This window comes from Lactococcus sp. S-13, from assembly GCF_004210295.1.
GTDB lineage: Bacteria > Bacillota > Bacilli > Lactobacillales > Streptococcaceae > Lactococcus.
The window spans coordinates 911,126-927,654 of the sequence record NZ_SDAK01000001.1; the positions used below are offsets into that span (position 1 = coordinate 911,126).

General features: G+C 39.4%; 18 protein-coding genes and 1 tRNA gene. 1 reads left to right on the top strand and 18 read right to left on the bottom strand.

The window, feature by feature from the left end:
* The first annotated feature begins 260 nt into the window (after positions 1 to 260).
* Positions 261 to 1,157, top strand: coding sequence for a DUF1003 domain-containing protein (locus EQJ87_RS04540; RefSeq protein WP_130123528.1), 897 nt, complete (start codon positions 261 to 263; stop codon positions 1,155 to 1,157).
* 26 nt (positions 1,158 to 1,183) lie between these two features.
* On the opposite strand, the gene EQJ87_RS04545 is transcribed toward EQJ87_RS04540, so the two are convergent.
* From EQJ87_RS04545 to EQJ87_RS04630, 18 genes are all read right to left on the bottom strand, one after another.
* Entirely contained in the window at positions 1,184 to 2,098 is a 915-nt protein-coding gene (locus EQJ87_RS04545) for a lactate/malate family dehydrogenase (RefSeq protein ID WP_130123529.1), read from the bottom strand.
* Positions 2,099 to 2,270: 172 nt separating this feature from the next.
* Positions 2,271 to 3,878 carry a CTP synthase gene (locus EQJ87_RS04550; RefSeq protein WP_130123530.1) on the bottom strand — a complete coding sequence of 536 codons (1,608 nt, stop codon included), beginning with the start codon at positions 3,876 to 3,878 and terminating at the stop codon, positions 2,271 to 2,273.
* A gap of 274 nt (positions 3,879 to 4,152) precedes the next feature.
* The gene (locus tag EQJ87_RS04555) at positions 4,153 to 4,482 is read right to left on the bottom strand and encodes a MoaF-related domain-containing protein (protein ID WP_130123531.1); all 330 of its coding nucleotides are present in this window, start codon (positions 4,480 to 4,482) and stop codon (positions 4,153 to 4,155) included.
* A 115-nt stretch (positions 4,483 to 4,597) separates the two neighbouring features.
* A complete protein-coding gene (locus EQJ87_RS04560; RefSeq protein WP_130123532.1) occupies positions 4,598 to 5,743 on the bottom strand; it encodes a pyridoxal-phosphate-dependent aminotransferase family protein in 1,146 nt (381 codons plus the stop codon).
* Positions 5,744 to 6,286, bottom strand: coding sequence for a TIGR01440 family protein (locus tag EQJ87_RS04565; protein ID WP_130123533.1), 543 nt, complete (start codon positions 6,284 to 6,286; stop codon positions 5,744 to 5,746). It abuts the gene before it with no gap.
* Positions 6,267 to 6,767 (bottom strand): ECF transporter S component, encoded by a 501-nt coding sequence (locus EQJ87_RS04570; protein WP_190289044.1) that lies wholly within the window; start codon positions 6,765 to 6,767, stop codon positions 6,267 to 6,269. The genes EQJ87_RS04565 and EQJ87_RS04570 overlap by 20 nt, the downstream gene beginning before the upstream one ends.
* A gap of 25 nt (positions 6,768 to 6,792) precedes the next feature.
* The gene (locus tag EQJ87_RS04575; RefSeq protein WP_130123535.1) at positions 6,793 to 7,596 is read right to left on the bottom strand and encodes a bifunctional hydroxymethylpyrimidine kinase/phosphomethylpyrimidine kinase; all 804 of its coding nucleotides are present in this window, start codon (positions 7,594 to 7,596) and stop codon (positions 6,793 to 6,795) included.
* A 34-nt stretch (positions 7,597 to 7,630) separates the two neighbouring features.
* A complete protein-coding gene (gene truA, locus EQJ87_RS04580; RefSeq protein ID WP_130123536.1) occupies positions 7,631 to 8,389 on the bottom strand; it encodes a tRNA pseudouridine(38-40) synthase TruA in 759 nt (252 codons plus the stop codon).
* 338 nt (positions 8,390 to 8,727) lie between these two features.
* Positions 8,728 to 8,801, bottom strand: a tRNA-Ile gene (locus EQJ87_RS04585).
* 473 nt (positions 8,802 to 9,274) lie between these two features.
* Positions 9,275 to 10,000 (bottom strand): peptidoglycan recognition protein family protein, encoded by a 726-nt coding sequence (locus EQJ87_RS04590; RefSeq protein WP_130122757.1) that lies wholly within the window; start codon positions 9,998 to 10,000, stop codon positions 9,275 to 9,277.
* Positions 9,997 to 10,230, bottom strand: coding sequence for a phage holin (locus tag EQJ87_RS04595; protein ID WP_130122756.1), 234 nt, complete (start codon positions 10,228 to 10,230; stop codon positions 9,997 to 9,999). The genes EQJ87_RS04590 and EQJ87_RS04595 overlap by 4 nt, the downstream gene beginning before the upstream one ends.
* On the bottom strand, positions 10,223 to 10,546 hold the full coding sequence (locus tag EQJ87_RS04600; protein ID WP_130122755.1) for a holin: 324 nt from the start codon (positions 10,544 to 10,546) through the stop codon (positions 10,223 to 10,225). The genes EQJ87_RS04595 and EQJ87_RS04600 overlap by 8 nt, the downstream gene beginning before the upstream one ends.
* 12 nt (positions 10,547 to 10,558) lie before the next feature.
* Positions 10,559 to 11,008: a hypothetical protein gene (locus tag EQJ87_RS04605; protein WP_130123537.1), complete on the bottom strand. Its 450-nt coding sequence runs from the start codon at positions 11,006 to 11,008 to the stop codon at positions 10,559 to 10,561.
* A gap of 15 nt (positions 11,009 to 11,023) precedes the next feature.
* Positions 11,024 to 12,088 carry a hypothetical protein gene (locus tag EQJ87_RS11695; protein ID WP_130122753.1) on the bottom strand — a complete coding sequence of 355 codons (1,065 nt, stop codon included), beginning with the start codon at positions 12,086 to 12,088 and terminating at the stop codon, positions 11,024 to 11,026.
* Between the two features lie 2 nt (positions 12,089 to 12,090).
* A complete protein-coding gene (locus EQJ87_RS04615; protein ID WP_130122752.1) occupies positions 12,091 to 13,203 on the bottom strand; it encodes a siphovirus ReqiPepy6 Gp37-like family protein in 1,113 nt (370 codons plus the stop codon).
* Position 13,204: 1 nt separating this feature from the next.
* Entirely contained in the window at positions 13,205 to 14,080 is an 876-nt protein-coding gene (locus tag EQJ87_RS04620; RefSeq protein WP_130122751.1) for a phage tail family protein, read from the bottom strand.
* 2 nt (positions 14,081 to 14,082) lie between these two features.
* A complete protein-coding gene (locus EQJ87_RS04625; RefSeq protein WP_130122750.1) occupies positions 14,083 to 16,281 on the bottom strand; it encodes a tape measure protein in 2,199 nt (732 codons plus the stop codon).
* Complete coding sequence (locus EQJ87_RS04630) at positions 16,278 to 16,523, bottom strand: peptide methionine sulfoxide reductase (RefSeq protein ID WP_223804460.1); 246 nt, start codon at positions 16,521 to 16,523, stop codon at positions 16,278 to 16,280. Before EQJ87_RS04630 ends, EQJ87_RS04625 begins: the two co-directional genes overlap by 4 nt.
* Positions 16,524 to 16,529 lie beyond the last annotated feature (6 nt).

Consider the following 16,529-nt stretch of genomic DNA (forward strand, 5'->3'; position numbering starts at 1 on the left):
TATTTCATCTAGGGCTTGCAAATTTTTCAAAATAACTTATAATTTAGTAGGGACAAAGATCCCAGATGGCCACCAATGTCATCAAACATCAAAAGAAAGGAGAGCGCTCAAGCTTTGAAAGGTCGACCCAAACCCGCAACCATAATCACTTATTTTGTTAAATTGACCAAGTTTGGCGCTCTTTTTTCTGCGTCTTGAACTTGATTCATTTCACAAGATAAGACTTTATATTTCAACTGAAGCTTGAACCATGCTATAAAATGGCTCCAACTCCAATTACTAAAAATAAAGTCGTCTGTCTTGTAAACGGACGTATTCACCGTGTATCTGGTGGTGACTTCCTCGAAAATCTCGACCCAAGTCTTCAAACCGTAATCATGCGTGACTATCCTGAAGCAACAGCTCACGACTTTATTTGTAATGAACATCAGGTCAAATTCCGACTTGAGGTTTTAGACACCCTTTTTCATCTCGATTTACAAAAGAATTTCACGGTCAACGATCAACTCAATGAAGAATTGATGAAGGCCAACTTTGAAATTCACGACGTTGAAGAACAACTCCAAACTCAAGAAACTTTTGGTGAGCGTATCGCCGATCGAGTCACCGAATTTGTAGGTTCATGGGCTTTTATTCTGACTTATCTCGGAATCCTAGTCGTTTGGATTTTTGTCAATGTCGTTGGACTTTTTGGCGTTCAATGGGATAAATATCCCTTTATTTTGCTCAATCTTTTTCTCTCAATCACTGCTGCTATGCAAGCTCCATTGATCATGATGAGTCAAAATCGAGCAGCCCACCATGACCGCCTCTCTGCAAAAAATGACTTCCAAGTCAATGTCAAATCAGAAAAAGGTGTCGCCGCCCTCCATGAAAAACTTGACCATCTCATGATGGACGACCAAGCATCTAATATGCAAATTCAGAAAATCCAAACTGAAATGCTCGGAGATATCCAAATCCTCCTCAACGAAGTCTACCAACAAAATCAAGACATTCGTGAACGCTTAGATGATGTCGAAGAACAATTGGACGATTTCGAAGAAACCTTTGACAGTTTTGAAGAGACTTTGGACAGCATCGAAGAAAACACCGATGATGATGATGACGATAATAACACTGAAGAACTTCTTACTACTGATTCTAAATCAAAATGAAAAAACTGCTCAATTGAGCAGTTTTTTTATGAAAACAATTTAATTTTTTGTTGAATCTCAGCAACCGAAGCAGCCAATTTTGCCTCTTCTTCGGCCGTTAAATCTAACTGAATCTCCCCCTCTACCCCTTCTTTACCAATCAAAGCTGGGGTAGAAATATAAGAATCAAAATTTTCATCATAATGCGAGCAAATAGCGACGTTCTTCGCATCAGAAAAAACTAAATTCATCAAAGCCACAGTCGCTGCTGCAATTGCTACATTTGTATAATGCTTCGTATTAAAGACGGCAAAGCCTCCTTGACGAGCTTTTTCTTCTAAGTCATCTAAGTCTAGCTGCTTTTCACTTGCTATTTTTGCGAAAGCTTGACCAGCAATGCGCACAGTTGACCATGCTGTAAATTGAGAATTACCATGTTCACCCAAAACGTAGCCTTCAACACTTCTTGAATCAATATTCAAAGCTCTTCCTACCTGCGCTTTCATTCGAGCCGTGTCTAAATAAGTTCCTGTTCCCAAAATTCGCGATTTAGGAAGTTTCAACAGCTTAGAATAAACATTGACAATAACATCATTAGGATTAGTTGTTGCAATCAAAATCCCACTAAAATTAATGGCATTCAGTGCTTCAGCAACAGCTCTTATTTCTGGGAGATTTGCTTTTAGCTCAGTAAAACGATCTCCTCCAGGCTTAATCAAATCAATATGTCCCAGAGTGGATAAAACAATATCAGCATCAGCCAAGTCCTTATATTCTCCAGCATATACCTTGACATGATAAGGAAGAAGTGGCAAAGCATCTAAGAGATCCAAGGCCTCAGCCTGAGCAACCCTTTCATCTTTATCAATCAAAACCAATTCATCAGCAAATCCTCCCTGAACAATATCTAAAGCAACCGTAGCTCCAACGTGTCCACAACCAATCAATCCTACCTTACGCATTTTTATCCCTCCAAGACTCATCTTGAAAACGAGTTTTTTATTGCTACAAGTGTCTTTTTTATTACTTTTAATACAAGACTAAACTCATTATAGTACAAAACACTCAAGGATACAATCATTTTTGATATCAAAAATACCTTACTAAGCAGTAAGGTATTTTAAGCATTGATTATTATTTGCTATTTTCCACAGATACACGGATAAACTCTGTGTAAAGTTCTTCTGGACGATTTGGACGTGATTGAAGTTCTGGGTGATATTGACAAGCCACAAAGAATTTCTTGTCTGAAAGCTCCACTATTTCAACCAAACGGTTATCTGGTGATACACCTGAGAAAACAAAACCAGCAGCTTCAAACTGTTCACGGTATTTGTTGTTAAATTCATAACGATGACGGTGGCGACGTTGCACTACTTCAGCCCCGTTGTAAGCTGCTTTAGCACGAGAGCCGTTTTTCAATTTAGCTGGGTAAAGTCCTAGACGCAAGGTACCACCCATGTCTTCAACATCCACTTGATCACGCATGATGTCAATGACTGGATATTTAGTTTCTGGATCCAATTCAAAAGAATGTGCTCCTTCAAAGCCAAGGACGTTACGAGCAAATTCAACTGCTGTCAATTGCATCCCTAAACAGATACCAAGCATCGGCACATCATTTTCACGCGCATATTTGATTGCAGCAATTTTTCCTTCTGTCCCACGATGTCCGAAACCACCAGGAACAATGATACCAGCAGCATCACCGACAAGCTCAGCAACATTTTCATCCGTTACGTCATTAGCGTTGACCCAGTTAATATCTACTTCAGCATCTGAAGCATAGCCTGCGTGCTTAAGTGCTTCTGTAACTGAAATATAAGCATCTGGCAATTCCACGTACTTACCAACCAAAGCAATTTTAACTTTTTTCTTGAGGTTCATGACATGGTCAACCATTGCTGACCATTCAGTCATATCAGCTTTTGGTGCATCAAGTTTCAAGTGATCACAAACGATTTGGTCCATGTCTTGGGCTTGCAAATTCAATGGAATTTGGTAGAGGTGTTCCACGTCAAGTGATTGAATGACTGCTTCTGGTGCAACGTCACAGAACATGGCAATCTTATTGCGCATTTCTGCTGTGATTGGAACTTCACTACGTAATACGAGCATATTCGCTTGAATACCATATTCACGAAGTGTCTTAGTCGCATTTTGTGCAATCTTAGTTTTCAATTCTCCAGCTGCACGCAAATGAAGGATTGGAACAGTGTGGATATACATCACATTGTCAGCACCTACTTCAGCTTTCATTTGACGCAGAGCTTCAATGAATGGCAAGCTTTCCATATCACCAACTGTACCACCAACTTCAGTGATAATGATGTCAGCATCAGTCGTTGTTGCAGCACGTTTGATTTTTTCTTTAAGCATATTAGTGACGTGTGGCACCATTTGGACGGTTGCTCCTAGATATTCACCTTTACGCTCTTTGCGAAGAATTTCGCTATAAACTTTACCTGAGGTAACGTTTGAGTATTTATTTAAGTTGATGTCAATAAAACGTTCATAATGACCAAGGTCAAGGTCAGTTTCAGCTCCATCATCAGTGACAAAAACTTCACCGTGTTGATAAGGACTCATTGTTCCTGGGTCAATGTTAAGGTATGGGTCAAACTTTTGAACTGTGACTTTGAGTCCACGATTTTTGAGCAAACGTCCAAGAGATGCTGCTACAATCCCTTTACCCATTGACGAAGTACCACCACCAGTGACGAAAATATACTTAGTTGACATCTAAATCTCCTCTAATCTTTATACAAAACAGAAATTACTGGGAAAACAAAAATAGCTCCCCATTTGGGGAGCTTTACCGTTACTGATTTTTTCTAGGAAAAAACCAGTGCCCGAAAATAATTATATCTGATTTTTTGCTTTTTGTCAAAGGGCTTTTTTATTTACGTCAAACTATTCATTTAGCCTTTCGGGTTAAAGCCTCTAAAAATTAGCTCGCTGTCACTCCATATAATAAAAAAGCTGGAAGTTCGCCAAGCTTTCTTATCTTCTTTACTTAAGGAAAACGAATTTCTCCGTGATTGACAAGATAACCTCGCTTGCCTCTAGCATCCTCCTGATTCCAAGTCATAAAAGTTTCGACTTCCATTTTGTTGAAATCCAGAATCTGCGATACAACTACGCCTGCTTCTTCAACCCAATTCACAAAGAAAATATCATCTGCCAATTCTTTGTAGAAGTAAGTTTCTGTCTCCGTCATCGGACCACCATCGGTTCGTTCTTTGAGTGAGGTAAATTTGAGCTCACGATCACTCAGGTAGTCTATTCTAAAGAGATAGCCATTTTCATAGTCTACGACAATTGATTTATCCTTGTACTTGAACATCTGAAACCTCTACTTTCTAGATAACTTGATATGCTTTAATTCTAATTCCATTTTAGCATAATCAAAATCACAAGCTTCAGTTTTTGAATGACTTCTGCTCATTAAAAGGTTGCCTTCAGTTTTTTAGATGGTAAGATTGCCAAAAGTCATCTTGCAAACTTTTTTCAAACTTAAGTCCGAGTTTTTCCAAGGTTTTTTGCAAAGCATACAAAGTATAAGCAACTTTATTGGCTCTTGCATTTTCCCCCATATGACCAATACGCAAAACTTTGCCCGCTAAGCTATCGAATGAGCCTGTAATCATCACTTGGTACTCTTCGCGCATCTTTTTCAAGATAACTTGGTCACTCAAGCCTTCTGGTACTTTAATTACACTGACAGTATTCGAATAACCATCTTGCAGATAAAGTTCCAAAGGAGAATTCTCAATTGCTTTTCTTGTCGCTTTACCAATCCTTTCATGACGTTGCAAAATTTCTTGATCAGCAAGTACACAATCTACCGCTTTGTCTAAACCGTAAATATCAGAGATTGGCATGGTATAAGGAAACCACTTTTTTTCGTAATAATCTTTAAAAGTAAGGAGATTACAATAAAAACTAGCTATGGGGCGTTGACGTTCCTCCATGATTTGGTAAGCAGCAGGTGAGATAGCTGCAATTGTCAATCCTGGCGGAGCGGAAAGTACTTTTTGAGAAGCACCAAGAGCGATATCAATTTGCCACTCATCGACTTGTAAATCTTCACCGCCCATTGCGGCAACTGAATCAACAACGGTAAGAATCCCATATTTTTTCAGAAGAGGACAAATTTTAGATAAATCATTTAAAACACCAGAAGGTGTATCACAATGAACGACCGTTGCATACTTAAAATCATGATCTTTTTTCAAAAAGTTTTCCAAGAGCTCTAAATGAAAAGCTTCTTTTTCTGGACTTTGAAGTAATACAGCCTCTCCACCATAAAGCTCCACAAAATCGGCAAATCCATGACCAAAAATCCCATTATCTAAAACAAGTACTCGGTCATCTGGCTCGGTCAAGGAAGCACAAGCTGCTTCTAAACCTAAAATTCCTTCTCCCGCTAAAACTCTAACATCGTTTTTAGTTTTGAGAAATTGAGCAAGTTTAACACAAAGGTTTTTGTAAAAATCATAAAACTCTAAATCAATATCTGGATTTGTGGTCGCTTTTGCTCTTGCCAAACGCACGTCTTCGGCAACTGTGGTTGGACCTGGTGTCATGATGAGCATCTCTTTCATTTATTTGTACCTCGCACGTTCTCCACCGATAAGTTTAGGACGTGATTTAAGAGCAGTGACGTGCGCACCTCCAAGCTCCTTTAAAACTGGACGAACAGGAATTTGGACGTGTTTTACGTGCATTCCAATACTCGTGTCTCCAATATCCAATCCTGCTTGAGCAACGATGTGTTCGACTTCAACAGGAGATTTAAAAAGTTGATAGGCTGCGACTTGACCACTTCCACCAGCATGAAGTTGGGGAATGACTGAGACGATTTCCCAGTCTTTTTGCTCAGCCAATTCTTCTTCAATGAGTAACGCACGGTTAAGATGCTCACAGGCTTGAACAGCTAAATAAATCCCTTTGTCTGACAGTGTCTTGTGTATCACAGAAACAATGGCTTGACCGATTTCAGCGGAACTGGCGTGACCAATCAAGCCTCCGTTTACTTCTGATGACGAAAGTCCGAGGACAAAAACTTGTCCTGCTTTAATTTCTGCTTGCTCCAAGACATCATTAATAATTGTTTGTGTGTCTTTTTTAAGCTTTTCTAAATCCATTTAAAACACCTGTCCTTTCAATAAGTGGGCTTAAGATTTTAGCTAAAATAAATCCAACAAGTACTTGGATAATATTTACCCATAGTCCTGCAATGGCTGAACCCCAACCATACATGAGTCCACCAACAATAAAGTAGCCGCCAACCATAACAAGAAGGCTGAGCGAGAAGTTAAGCCATTTATATCTTGTCAGACCAGCGAGGTAGCCTTGCCCACCATGAATAATCAAACTGAAAAACATATAATTACTATAACCCGCTGTCAAATCAAGAAGAAACGCAGCAAATCCGCCAATCACTGCTGCTTCTTTCTTTCCAAAGAGAAAAACGGCAGTATAAATTCCTACATCTAGGAGAGTCAAAATATTACCGGCAGAACCTGGTATTGGAAAAGTAAAGAGCCGTCCCAATACAAAGGTGATTGCAGTCCAAATTGCAAGTAAGGTGAGTTTTTTGATATTTTTGTTGTCCATGAGTTTCATCTCCTGATTTTCCTAGAAGTTTGGTTTACTTTTGGAAATTTATTTTTTTATTTTGAAAAACACCATATTCATTGGCATTTTGAATGGCTTGATAAACGAAAGCTTTGGCTTCTTTTACAGCTTCTTCTACCTTTTTTTCTTTGGCGAGCTGGCTGGCAATACTTGCAGCAAAGGTGCACCCTGCTCCGTTATTGTTGTTTTTAAGCAAGGGGTTGGTTAACTCAAAAAAGTTTTTTCCGTCGTAGACCAAATCAATGGCTTGGCTTTGATCAAATCGATTTCCGCCTTTTATGACAACATTTTTGGCACCAAAATCATAAAGAGCTTTTGCTGCTGCTTCCATCTCTGTTTTTGTCTTGATTGGCTGTCCTGTGAGTATCTCAGCTTCTTTAAGATTGGGCGTAACCACGCTCGCTAGTGGAAACAATTCACTGATAAAAAATTCTCGCATTTCACTGACGGAATAGTCCGCATTTTCTTTAAAAACAATCACTGGATCTAAGACAATCGGGATTGCGGATTTTGCTGACAAAGTGGTCAACCATTTTGTGGTCTGTTGGAGTATTTTCGTATTTGGTAACAAGCCAATTTTGATTGCTGAAAATTCAACGTCAGCTAGACTGTTGAGTTCTTCTTGGAAAATATCTTGTGCTACTGGATGAACCCAAAATTTATTGTCATTAACGGTTACGATACTTGTCAAGGCGCAAAAGCCGTAAAGCCCATTGGCTGCAAAAGTTGCTAAATCAGCTTGCATCCCTCCTCCAGAAAGAATATCTGAACCTGCAATCGTAAGAATTTTCTTATTTTCTACTAAATCCTTTGTCATTTTTATCTCCACTGAACCTAATCAAACAAATTGGTCAGTTATCCTTGTCGTCATAAATTACTTTTTTAAGATAGAGGCCTTCTGGAGCAGCTGTAGGGCCCGCTAATTCACGATTTTTACTGTTTAGAATAGCTGTGATTTGACTGACAGGCATTCTACCATTACCAATTTTGATGACTGTGCCAACCATGTTGCGTACTTGCTTATACAGAAAACCATTTCCCCGAAAAATAAATTTGAAATTTTCTGGATCGAGTTGAGTGATTTCTGCTTGGTAAATACTACGGACTTTATCATCAACAGATGAACCAGAAGCAGTGAATCCTGTAAAATCATGAGTTCCCGTCAACTGGCTTAGTGCCTCTTGCATGAGGGTGAAGTCAAGCGGATAACGGAAATAAGCCTTTGTATTTCGGGTAAATGGTGTACGCGTCACTGCATTTTCCAAATAATATTCGTAAATTTTTTCGTGCTTATGATAACGGGCGTGCCAGTCGTCAGCAACAATTTTTACTTGTTTGACGGCAATATCTGCTGGTGTTTGCGTGTCTAGCCCAAAACGAAGGCGTTCTTCGTCGCGCGCTTGACCCTTCAAGTCAAAATGAATCACTTGTCCAAAGGCGTGAACGCCAGAGTCTGTGCGTCCTGAACCTTGTAAAATCACAGGCTCAAAAGAGTTGAGCTTGGTCAATACTTTTTCGATTTCTTCTTGAACAGTCCGCTGATTGGTCTGGCTTTGAAAGCCAGCAAAGTTGGTGCCGTCATAAGCAATTATGGCTTTGTATCTTGTCATTTTTCTATTATAACAAAATTTTGAGCTTCTGAGCTTCTAGTTTTTTTATTAGGGCTTTTAATTTTCAGAAAGTAAAAAAGCCCAGATACGAAGTCTGGACTTTATCAATTTTGTCACGAAGACAAATTGAGGTTTGGCACCCATGGGTCTTAGTAAGACTGGCACTTGAGGATTAGAATTTTTTATAAATTCTTATGATCCGAGGGGGAATAACGGCGTTATCATTATTGAAATAAGCTGATAATATCAATATTCTTTTATCATCTATCAAAGTAAAAATGTCTATTTTGAAGCAAGAAAATAAAACTTTTGGCACATTTTTTGGCACAAATAATTTATGGTTCTTGCTGGACTCGAACCAGCGACCGAACGGTTATGAGCCGTTAGCTCTGACCAACTGAGCTAAAGAACCGAAATGTACGCATTAATCGTACACTCTGTATCACAGTCTAGTACTGCGATCCTGTCATTATATATTATATCATATTTGATATTTTATCAAATAGCACAATTTGTCAGCTTTCTATTTGATATTTTATCAGATAGATTGACAAAAGGGCTGTTTTGTTAAACATCATATTTAGGCGACCATCAAAAATGAGGGTCACAAACCGCACAATACCAAATTTTGCTGACGTCGGCAAAAATGAACCGGTGACAATTTGTCGCCTGATGGATTTAGTTCATGAAATAAAAATATGCGAATTCGCGGACGATTAAATAGCTCTACATCAACATTTTGCTAAATTCTACGGACGATTCACGGACGATTAGGTTTAATTTGGAAAATAAAATCAGTACCACTGTTGAGGCATTTGTTAGTTATTTTTAGTAGAAAAAGTTTAATTGAGAAAACAAAAAAAGCCCGCCGAAGCGGGATTTCACTTACTTTTTACCGAGTGCGGATTTAATGCCGTCAAATTCTGCTTGGTTCACGGTGTCAACGTCAGAGTCTTTAAAGCCTAAGACCCGCTTAACGCCAATCCATTCCTGAGCGGTTAGCGTTGTGACGCCTGTAGAGCGCACCAGATAATAGGTTGCATTGTTTGGGAGCTTAATAATTTTCATGATTTCTTCCTCGTTTATTTCTTTTGTTTTTGATGAGCTACTTGCTGTAGCTTCTCCTGCGATTTCCTTTGCACGATTGACAATCCAGTCAATGTCAAGTCCGCCCGAACAAGCCGTCTGACAATTTGGCATTTCCCGATGACGAACAATGTGATTACGGTCAATTGGAATGCCACGTCTTTTACAGATTTCGGCAACTAATTGAGCCGACTTTTCTTGATTTTCGGCAGATACTTTCCAATCTGGTGCGCCTGTCGAGTTCTGATGTTCGATTCCAATGGTATGTGAGTTGTTATCTACTCCTGAAGCCCCACAATGCCACGCTGTGATATCTTCATCGAGACAAGAGATGATTGTGCCGTTTTCGATTTGGTAGTGTGCTGAGGCTTGACGACCGACCCAGCAATTAGGAACTACTCCTGAGCCAGTCCCCGCATTGTGGTGCAACACAAGTTTGTTAATCGGCTTTCGAGCAATCTGACCGAAATTCCCTCCGCGTTGCCAGCTATACTTGCTGACCGTTGCTAATTTTGAGACTGTCATTTTTCTCCTTTCTTCGCTTCTTTCAAAAATTCATCCGCAAGTTTAGCATGAGGAGTGAAGCTATTATTTTTCCACCACGCCCAGATGGCAAAGCCAGCCGTGATTAGCGTGGTGACGATGTTGTCATCGATAGGTAAAGGATTTTTGCCAGTTGCTGTGAGAATTTGATTGCCGATAGCCAACCAGACTCCGACTGTCCGGATGATTGTTCCTGCGCTTGTTTTATTCATTTGAGTTCTCCTTATTTTTTTCCTTCAGGTATTTGACTAATTCTTGAACCATTGGATTGACTTGGCAAAAAAGTTGAATCATTCGACCGAAAAAGAAAATCAGCGATCCGTTAATGACCCATTCTGTTTCATTGACGTAGTAATTCGGATTCATATTACTCACGAATTCAAAGACAATCCAAAACAAAGCAATCGTCATTAAATCAATGATGATTCTTTTTTTCAAAGGTGGGTCCATTTTTTCGCCCTCCTTAAACCATGTCAGCCCCAATATAATCAAGACTAGACCAGAAATTCCTAATAATTGATATTCCATAACCCCTGCTCTCTATGCCTTATCTGTGATAAAAAAACCAATCACATATCGAGATCCAGCCGTCAGAGCCAGCGGTGGAATAACACTTAATTTACCGCCACTGATTCGTGCTCGTCCTTGAAGTGGATTTAGATTATTGGCATCAAAAAAAGTAAGAGAGAAATCACTACCGCTTGCTAGTTCGGGGTGCCCTGAAAGGGTTAAAACTTCATAAAATGAACCAGCAGGGATATCCTTGGTAGGCTTTAGCCCATAAGCCTTTATTTCGATGTGGTCGCCAATTACCCTATATTTAGTTAATACACCAGAAACTGCACCCCACCCTGAAGAGAGAGCGACCCCAGTCCACGGAATATCACCTGTTTGTAATTTTATTAAATCATTATTTACCTTAGTGAAATTTTCGTCGATTGCTTCGGGGCCATTCGCCATCCCGGTTGTGATTTTTTTCAAATCTGTCATTTATTTTCTCCTTTTTTAAGCTTTATAGCCCTTCGTTATTTTTGCGCCCGACATTTCAAAGCAAAGCGTCTGTGGTTTGTCGATAATCACAAGCGTTTTGTCGTCAATGATGGTGATATCACCATCAATTTTAAAAGATGTTGGCATTTCGACATATGCCTTTTTCCTATCATAGCTTAGACTGACTGGCACATTGTAAAGTCGCTCCCTACCAAAAATTGGGCCTGTTCCCAAGCCATTGACCTCTGTTCCTAAAGCGTTCTTGTAGCTTGTAACTTTAACTTCTGGCTGATATTCTGAATCGTGTTCTAAAATGAACGTAAATCCAGTTGGAATATATTTTTCGGTTTTTTGTTTTAAATCCGTAAGTTCTGCGAGCAATTGTCCGCCTGGATCCACTGCTTCAATAATTGCCTTTACAGAAGTCACCCAACTTTGAAGATCAGTTTTGCTGGTGTCCATGAAATTTTCCATGTTCGTCAGCTCAACTTGCAAATCTGCTTTTACCGTCGCGAACCATTCTGAGAAGACGATTCCATTCGCCTCAAGCTGAGATTTGAATTGAGCTAAGAGGTCACCTGTTTTTAAAATACCATTTGGCCCATAATAGCCACAAACTTTCTCGTCAGCTCGCATATCCGTAATATTTGCATTAACAATCTTAGTCCCATTTCTTGGCACAAGTATTTTAGCAATTTGCAATTCAAAAATTGTTGATGTCCGAGTTACCGTCACATCTGCTTCTTTGTAAAGAAGGAGGGCTTCTCGTTGAGATTTATTGAATTGAATGACAATGCTGTCTGTCCGGTCTTGTAAAGTACTTGCAAGCGGAACAGTGACTTCTTCGTCTAAAGTATGAATATACGTGCGACCAAAAGCGCTAAAAGCTGCTCCGGCAGAAAATTTAACTCGCATTCCCAAGCTGCCTGATTCCGTAATTTGTAAAGCATTCCCATTACTTGCGTTAGGAACCACTCCGGGCTTAAATAGAATGGAAAAGAACTCCCCAAAGTCATCCGAACCATATTCCCTATCACCACCATGGTCATCCCAGGGAAATGATTTTTCATTTGTAGCCATTATTATTTCCTTCCTAAAAGTTTAAAAATTGTGGGTGTTTCTTTGTCGTATGTCAACTCTAAATATTCTCCTTTTTCGTTGTAAGTTTTTTTAGCTTGTGAAATAACCGCTGTTTTAGAGGCTCCATAACGTTTGCTGAGCAACTTCACTTTGTCACCGACAAAAAAATCACGACCAAATTTAATGAGTTTTGATTCTAAAATAAAATCACCATTTAGTGTGATGACCTCTTGCCTATCCGCTAGTGCCTGAGCACCCCGCTCTTTTAGCATATTATTATATGTCGCGGCAGGAATTGTAGTCGTGTCATTTTTGCTTTGCAGGTCGCGTGCATCCACGTAGGTTTCTTTTCTGCCCAAGCCTTTTAAATTCGGGTTGACGACAATTTTTGTACGAGCCGTACCCTCTCCTTCTCCTAAAGCATAAGCCACGGTTTTCTCATCAAAAGTTGTATGTTCAAACTCAACTTCACTCAAATTGTCGTAACCATCCGCATCGTCGGAAAATACAACCCACTTTGAAACATCCCTTCCTTTAAAAAACTGAATTTGATTGCTTACTTTTCCTTTTGAGCCAATCTCCCTAAAGCCAAAGTCATAAGTTTCACAAAGCTTCTCTACTTGCTCGTCAACTCCTCCGTAGGAATTTTGATAGTCGATTGAAGCCAAATTTAATCCATCTGCTGCAGCTAAAGCCAAGTATTCAATCTTTCTATCTGAGCCATTGTGAGAACCGTTGACGTCTGTATAATTTGCGGGATTTATCATTTCTTGATTGATGTGATCCCAAGCGATTAAAGCAGGACTTTTACTAGCAGTATATACCCTGTCAATAATTCGAGTGTCATATTTGCCAGCTAAAGATTTTCCGCAAACTTTTAATTGGTCATTTTTCCCTGAAACGTCGTCAACGTAATAGTAAATCCCTTCAAATTTAAAAACGCTCTCCGGACGAAAAATCGCATTATTTTCAAAACTGAACGGAATATCCAATTCAAACGTATTGCACTTACCGTAATTTTCATAAATAATCAAGGATTCAAAGCCATCAAAAATCTTAGCTTTTGCAAAATTAAAATCTCCTAACCATTGATAAGCAAGTAAAATTTTTTGCATCTTAAACTCCTATCACTTTTGGACTAATTCTCACAGTACCAAGCATATTTTCTGCTCCTGAATCGGCCTGCAATTGAAAAAAGTTATTTCCTTTATCCAATTGCAAGAAAATGCTATTTTCGTCCCAAAATTCAAGGTCATTTTCTTCTGTGCCGCCAGATTTAGTCAGTGTGATTTCTTTCTCCCCTCGAAGCGTGTTGATGGTGAGTAGCTCACCAGCGGAATATGCCTTTTCAAGTCTGAAATATTCGCCGGTGGTCACATTTAAAACCTTGGGATTAGTTACGCCGCTCAAAAAATTTAAAGTGATAATCATTCCCACTCGAACGTCTCCTTCGTTTGAAATGACTTGAATATTATTTTCAGAGTGAATTGCAAAAGTAAATGAACTCGTGATTCGCAAAGGAAAGGTAAGGTTTTTCTTTAACGAAGATAACATAATCAGCTTGTCTGCTTGATTTTTGTCAATCCAATAAGAATCAAGAGAGATGAAACGAATTGAATAGCTTTGAGTAAGGTTATTAGACGAGTTGTCCATTACCGGAGCTTGCTCGACTACAACATCAATTTGATAAACGTTCCCATTATCCGGGAAATAAGTTAACGTCCCGGATAATTTGGGATTATGAAGGCTGGCCAATTGCTTTCGCTTATTTTGTAAATCAACCGCACTGCTCGCAATAAATTCACCTTCGATTTCAAGCGTTCGATCATCAAGTTGCTGATTGACTAAAATAGAGCCGTCTAAACCGTATTGTTGTTGCTTGGTGATGATATTCTCAACCGCACCAAAACCTTTTTTTGATGTTACTAAAAAAGGAGGCTGTTGCCCAAAAACAACCTGACCTCCTTCTGAATTTTTATAGACAATTTGCATGATTAACTCCTTATCCGTAATGTGCGCAACATATCCTTGCCGTCTCTCTTGGCATATTTCGACGCTGTACGTGCATCAATATTTTCTGGACTGTAGTTGTATTGGTTGAATATTAATCCATTACTACTTCCGCCAGAAGCATCACTGATACCCTTCCCAATTTGCCCAAGAACTTTCTCATTAAGCGGAAGAATCGCCTCACGACCTGCTTCACCACCAATCATAGGATTAATTCCATTGAATCCGAATAAAGTGGGACCGTCCATGATTCCACCTTTTGCATAGAAATCAATTTTAGGCATTTTACCATTCTTTACCCAATCAATTGGATTAAGACTACCGCTAATATGAAGTGTTGGCACCTTTATGCCACTAAATATAGCACCGATAGCATCTGGAATTCCTCTAAAGAAATCTGCAATTCTATCACCAATTCCACTGAAAAAACCTGCTATTTTACTCGGAATACCTGAAACAAAAGATACTGCATTGTTAAAGGCATTTCTTATATTGTTGCTCACATTATTGAAATATCCCCCAATAGTTGAACCAACACTACTAAAGAAACCTGTAATTCTACCTGGAATGGAACCAACAAAGCTTACTACAGCATTAAAAATATTTCTAATATTGTTACCAGCACTTGTAAAGAAACCGCCTATAGCCGAACCAATACCACTGAAGAATCCTGAAATCTTACCAGGTATCGATTGGAAAAACGATACAACACCATTCCAGATGTTTTGAGCGGTATTACCAGCATTTCGGAAAAACCCAATGATGCCTTGCCACAATCCAGAAAAGAATGAACTGATTGAAGTCCAAGCTGATTGTAACCAATTCATGAACCCTTGCCAGATTTGTTGCCCTGTTTTGGTTTGAGTAAAAAAGTATATTAAACCAGCTGCTATCGCAGTGATTAAACCAATAATTATCCCAATTGGATTTGCATTCATTGCTGCGTTTAAAAGCCATTGAGCAGCTGCCGATGCCTTTGTAACAGCAGTAGAAATTATTAAACTAGTTTTATATGCTGCAATAACAGCAACAATTCCCACGATAGCAGCCTTTAATACATCCATAGCTGGTCCGCTTTGTTGAAGTTGGGTTAGAAATCCTCCGACACTATTAACTGCATTAGTTGCATTATCAGCAAAACTTTTCACTGCGTCTGCTAAGCCCTTCATCATATCCTTAGACGAAGCTCCACCAGTGAAACTTTGCCACAGTTGACCGATAATATCTTTTACTGTACCAATTGCTATTTGAATAGAGCTAAAAAGCTGTTTGAAGGAATCGATCGCTCCATTTTCTTTTAAACGGTCTTGAAATTCTCCGATAAGCTTTTTACCCTGATTGACCCATGTGACAACCTTGTTAAAAGCTCCTTCTACTCCTGATCCAAATTGAGTGATGGCATTGGTCATTCCGCCTTTACCGAGAGCGTCAATGACATTATTTAACCCCGTAACAACTGAGGCCTGCATATTCCCGATAGCGCCCTCGAAGGTCTTGGTGCTTTTAGCCGCTTCAACCGCCACTGGTTTATTTCCCAATTCCTCAATAGCTTGGTTAAATTCGTCAGCGGTAATTTGTCCGGCAGCCATAGCATCGCGGAAATTACCCGTGTAAGCCCCATTGTCTTTCATGGCTTTCTGGAGCATTCCAGAAGCTCCGGGAATTGCATCCGCCATTTGATTCCAGTTTTCAGTGGTTAATTTACCAGCTCCCGCTGTTTGAGTCATTACCATTGCTACTGATTTGAAAGTGTCCGCATTTCCCCCGGCAACTGCATTCAAGTTACCAGCCGAAAGGGTCAAACTTTGGAAGTTTTTAATCCCATTTGCTGCTAACTGCGCTCCAGTATTTGTAATCGTTTCTAAATCGTAGACCGTGTCGTCTGCGTATTTTTTGAAAACGTTACGTGACCTGTTGATATCTGCATCTTTAAAACCTGCAAATTTCATGGTGGAAGTGTATTTATTGAGGGCGTCACTGGCATTCATTGCTTCACCAGCAAAAGATGCAATTTTTTGAGCACCTTGAACAATCATATTCCCGATACCCATTCCAATCCCTTGTAAAATGGACTTAAATTTTCCGCCGGAACTTTCGGCAGAGCCGACCGCTTTATTCAGTTCGTTATCTACATCACTTCCGTCAATTGCGATCGTACCCAGAATTTTGAATAATTCGTTCATTCTTTTCCTCCTTCCCCATTAAAATTGATAAATTGACTCGCTCTTTTCAGGCGTTTGATTTCCTCCTCTTGAGTGACTGCTTCTTTTTTCTCTTGCTTGCTTTGTCTCAAAGGCTTATAGCCAAGCGCTTTTTTGAATTCCACAAAGCTAACTGTCATGTCGGTGTGAAGGTATTGTTGGTAAATCCGTTCTTCTTGTTCTTCAGATTGGACGTAAAAATAAAAATCCACTGCTTTACTCAAAGAAAA

Coding starts and splice junctions, on each gene's coding strand:
- EQJ87_RS04590 (WP_130122757.1), bottom strand. CDS start 10,000: ATGACAGTCTCAAAATTAGCAACGGTCAGCAAGTATAGCTGGCAACGC.
- EQJ87_RS11695 (WP_130122753.1), bottom strand. CDS start 12,088: ATGGCTACAAATGAAAAATCATTTCCCTGGGATGACCATGGTGGTGAT.
- EQJ87_RS04560 (WP_130123532.1), bottom strand. CDS start 5,743: ATGAAAGAGATGCTCATCATGACACCAGGTCCAACCACAGTTGCCGAA.
- EQJ87_RS04620 (WP_130122751.1), bottom strand. CDS start 14,080: ATGCAAATTGTCTATAAAAATTCAGAAGGAGGTCAGGTTGTTTTTGGG.
- truA (WP_130123536.1), bottom strand. CDS start 8,389: ATGACAAGATACAAAGCCATAATTGCTTATGACGGCACCAACTTTGCT.
- EQJ87_RS04605 (WP_130123537.1), bottom strand. CDS start 11,008: ATGACAGATTTGAAAAAAATCACAACCGGGATGGCGAATGGCCCCGAA.
- EQJ87_RS04570 (WP_190289044.1), bottom strand. CDS start 6,767: ATGAAACTCATGGACAACAAAAATATCAAAAAACTCACCTTACTTGCA.
- EQJ87_RS04550 (WP_130123530.1), bottom strand. CDS start 3,878: ATGTCAACTAAGTATATTTTCGTCACTGGTGGTGGTACTTCGTCAATG.
- EQJ87_RS04625 (WP_130122750.1), bottom strand. CDS start 16,281: ATGAACGAATTATTCAAAATTCTGGGTACGATCGCAATTGACGGAAGT.
- EQJ87_RS04555 (WP_130123531.1), bottom strand. CDS start 4,482: ATGTTCAAGTACAAGGATAAATCAATTGTCGTAGACTATGAAAATGGC.
- EQJ87_RS04595 (WP_130122756.1), bottom strand. CDS start 10,230: ATGAATAAAACAAGCGCAGGAACAATCATCCGGACAGTCGGAGTCTGG.
- EQJ87_RS04600 (WP_130122755.1), bottom strand. CDS start 10,546: ATGGAATATCAATTATTAGGAATTTCTGGTCTAGTCTTGATTATATTG.
- EQJ87_RS04575 (WP_130123535.1), bottom strand. CDS start 7,596: ATGACAAAGGATTTAGTAGAAAATAAGAAAATTCTTACGATTGCAGGT.
- EQJ87_RS04615 (WP_130122752.1), bottom strand. CDS start 13,203: ATGCAAAAAATTTTACTTGCTTATCAATGGTTAGGAGATTTTAATTTT.
- EQJ87_RS04545 (WP_130123529.1), bottom strand. CDS start 2,098: ATGCGTAAGGTAGGATTGATTGGTTGTGGACACGTTGGAGCTACGGTT.
- EQJ87_RS04540 (WP_130123528.1), top strand. CDS start 261: ATGGCTCCAACTCCAATTACTAAAAATAAAGTCGTCTGTCTTGTAAAC.
- EQJ87_RS04565 (WP_130123533.1), bottom strand. CDS start 6,286: ATGGATTTAGAAAAGCTTAAAAAAGACACACAAACAATTATTAATGAT.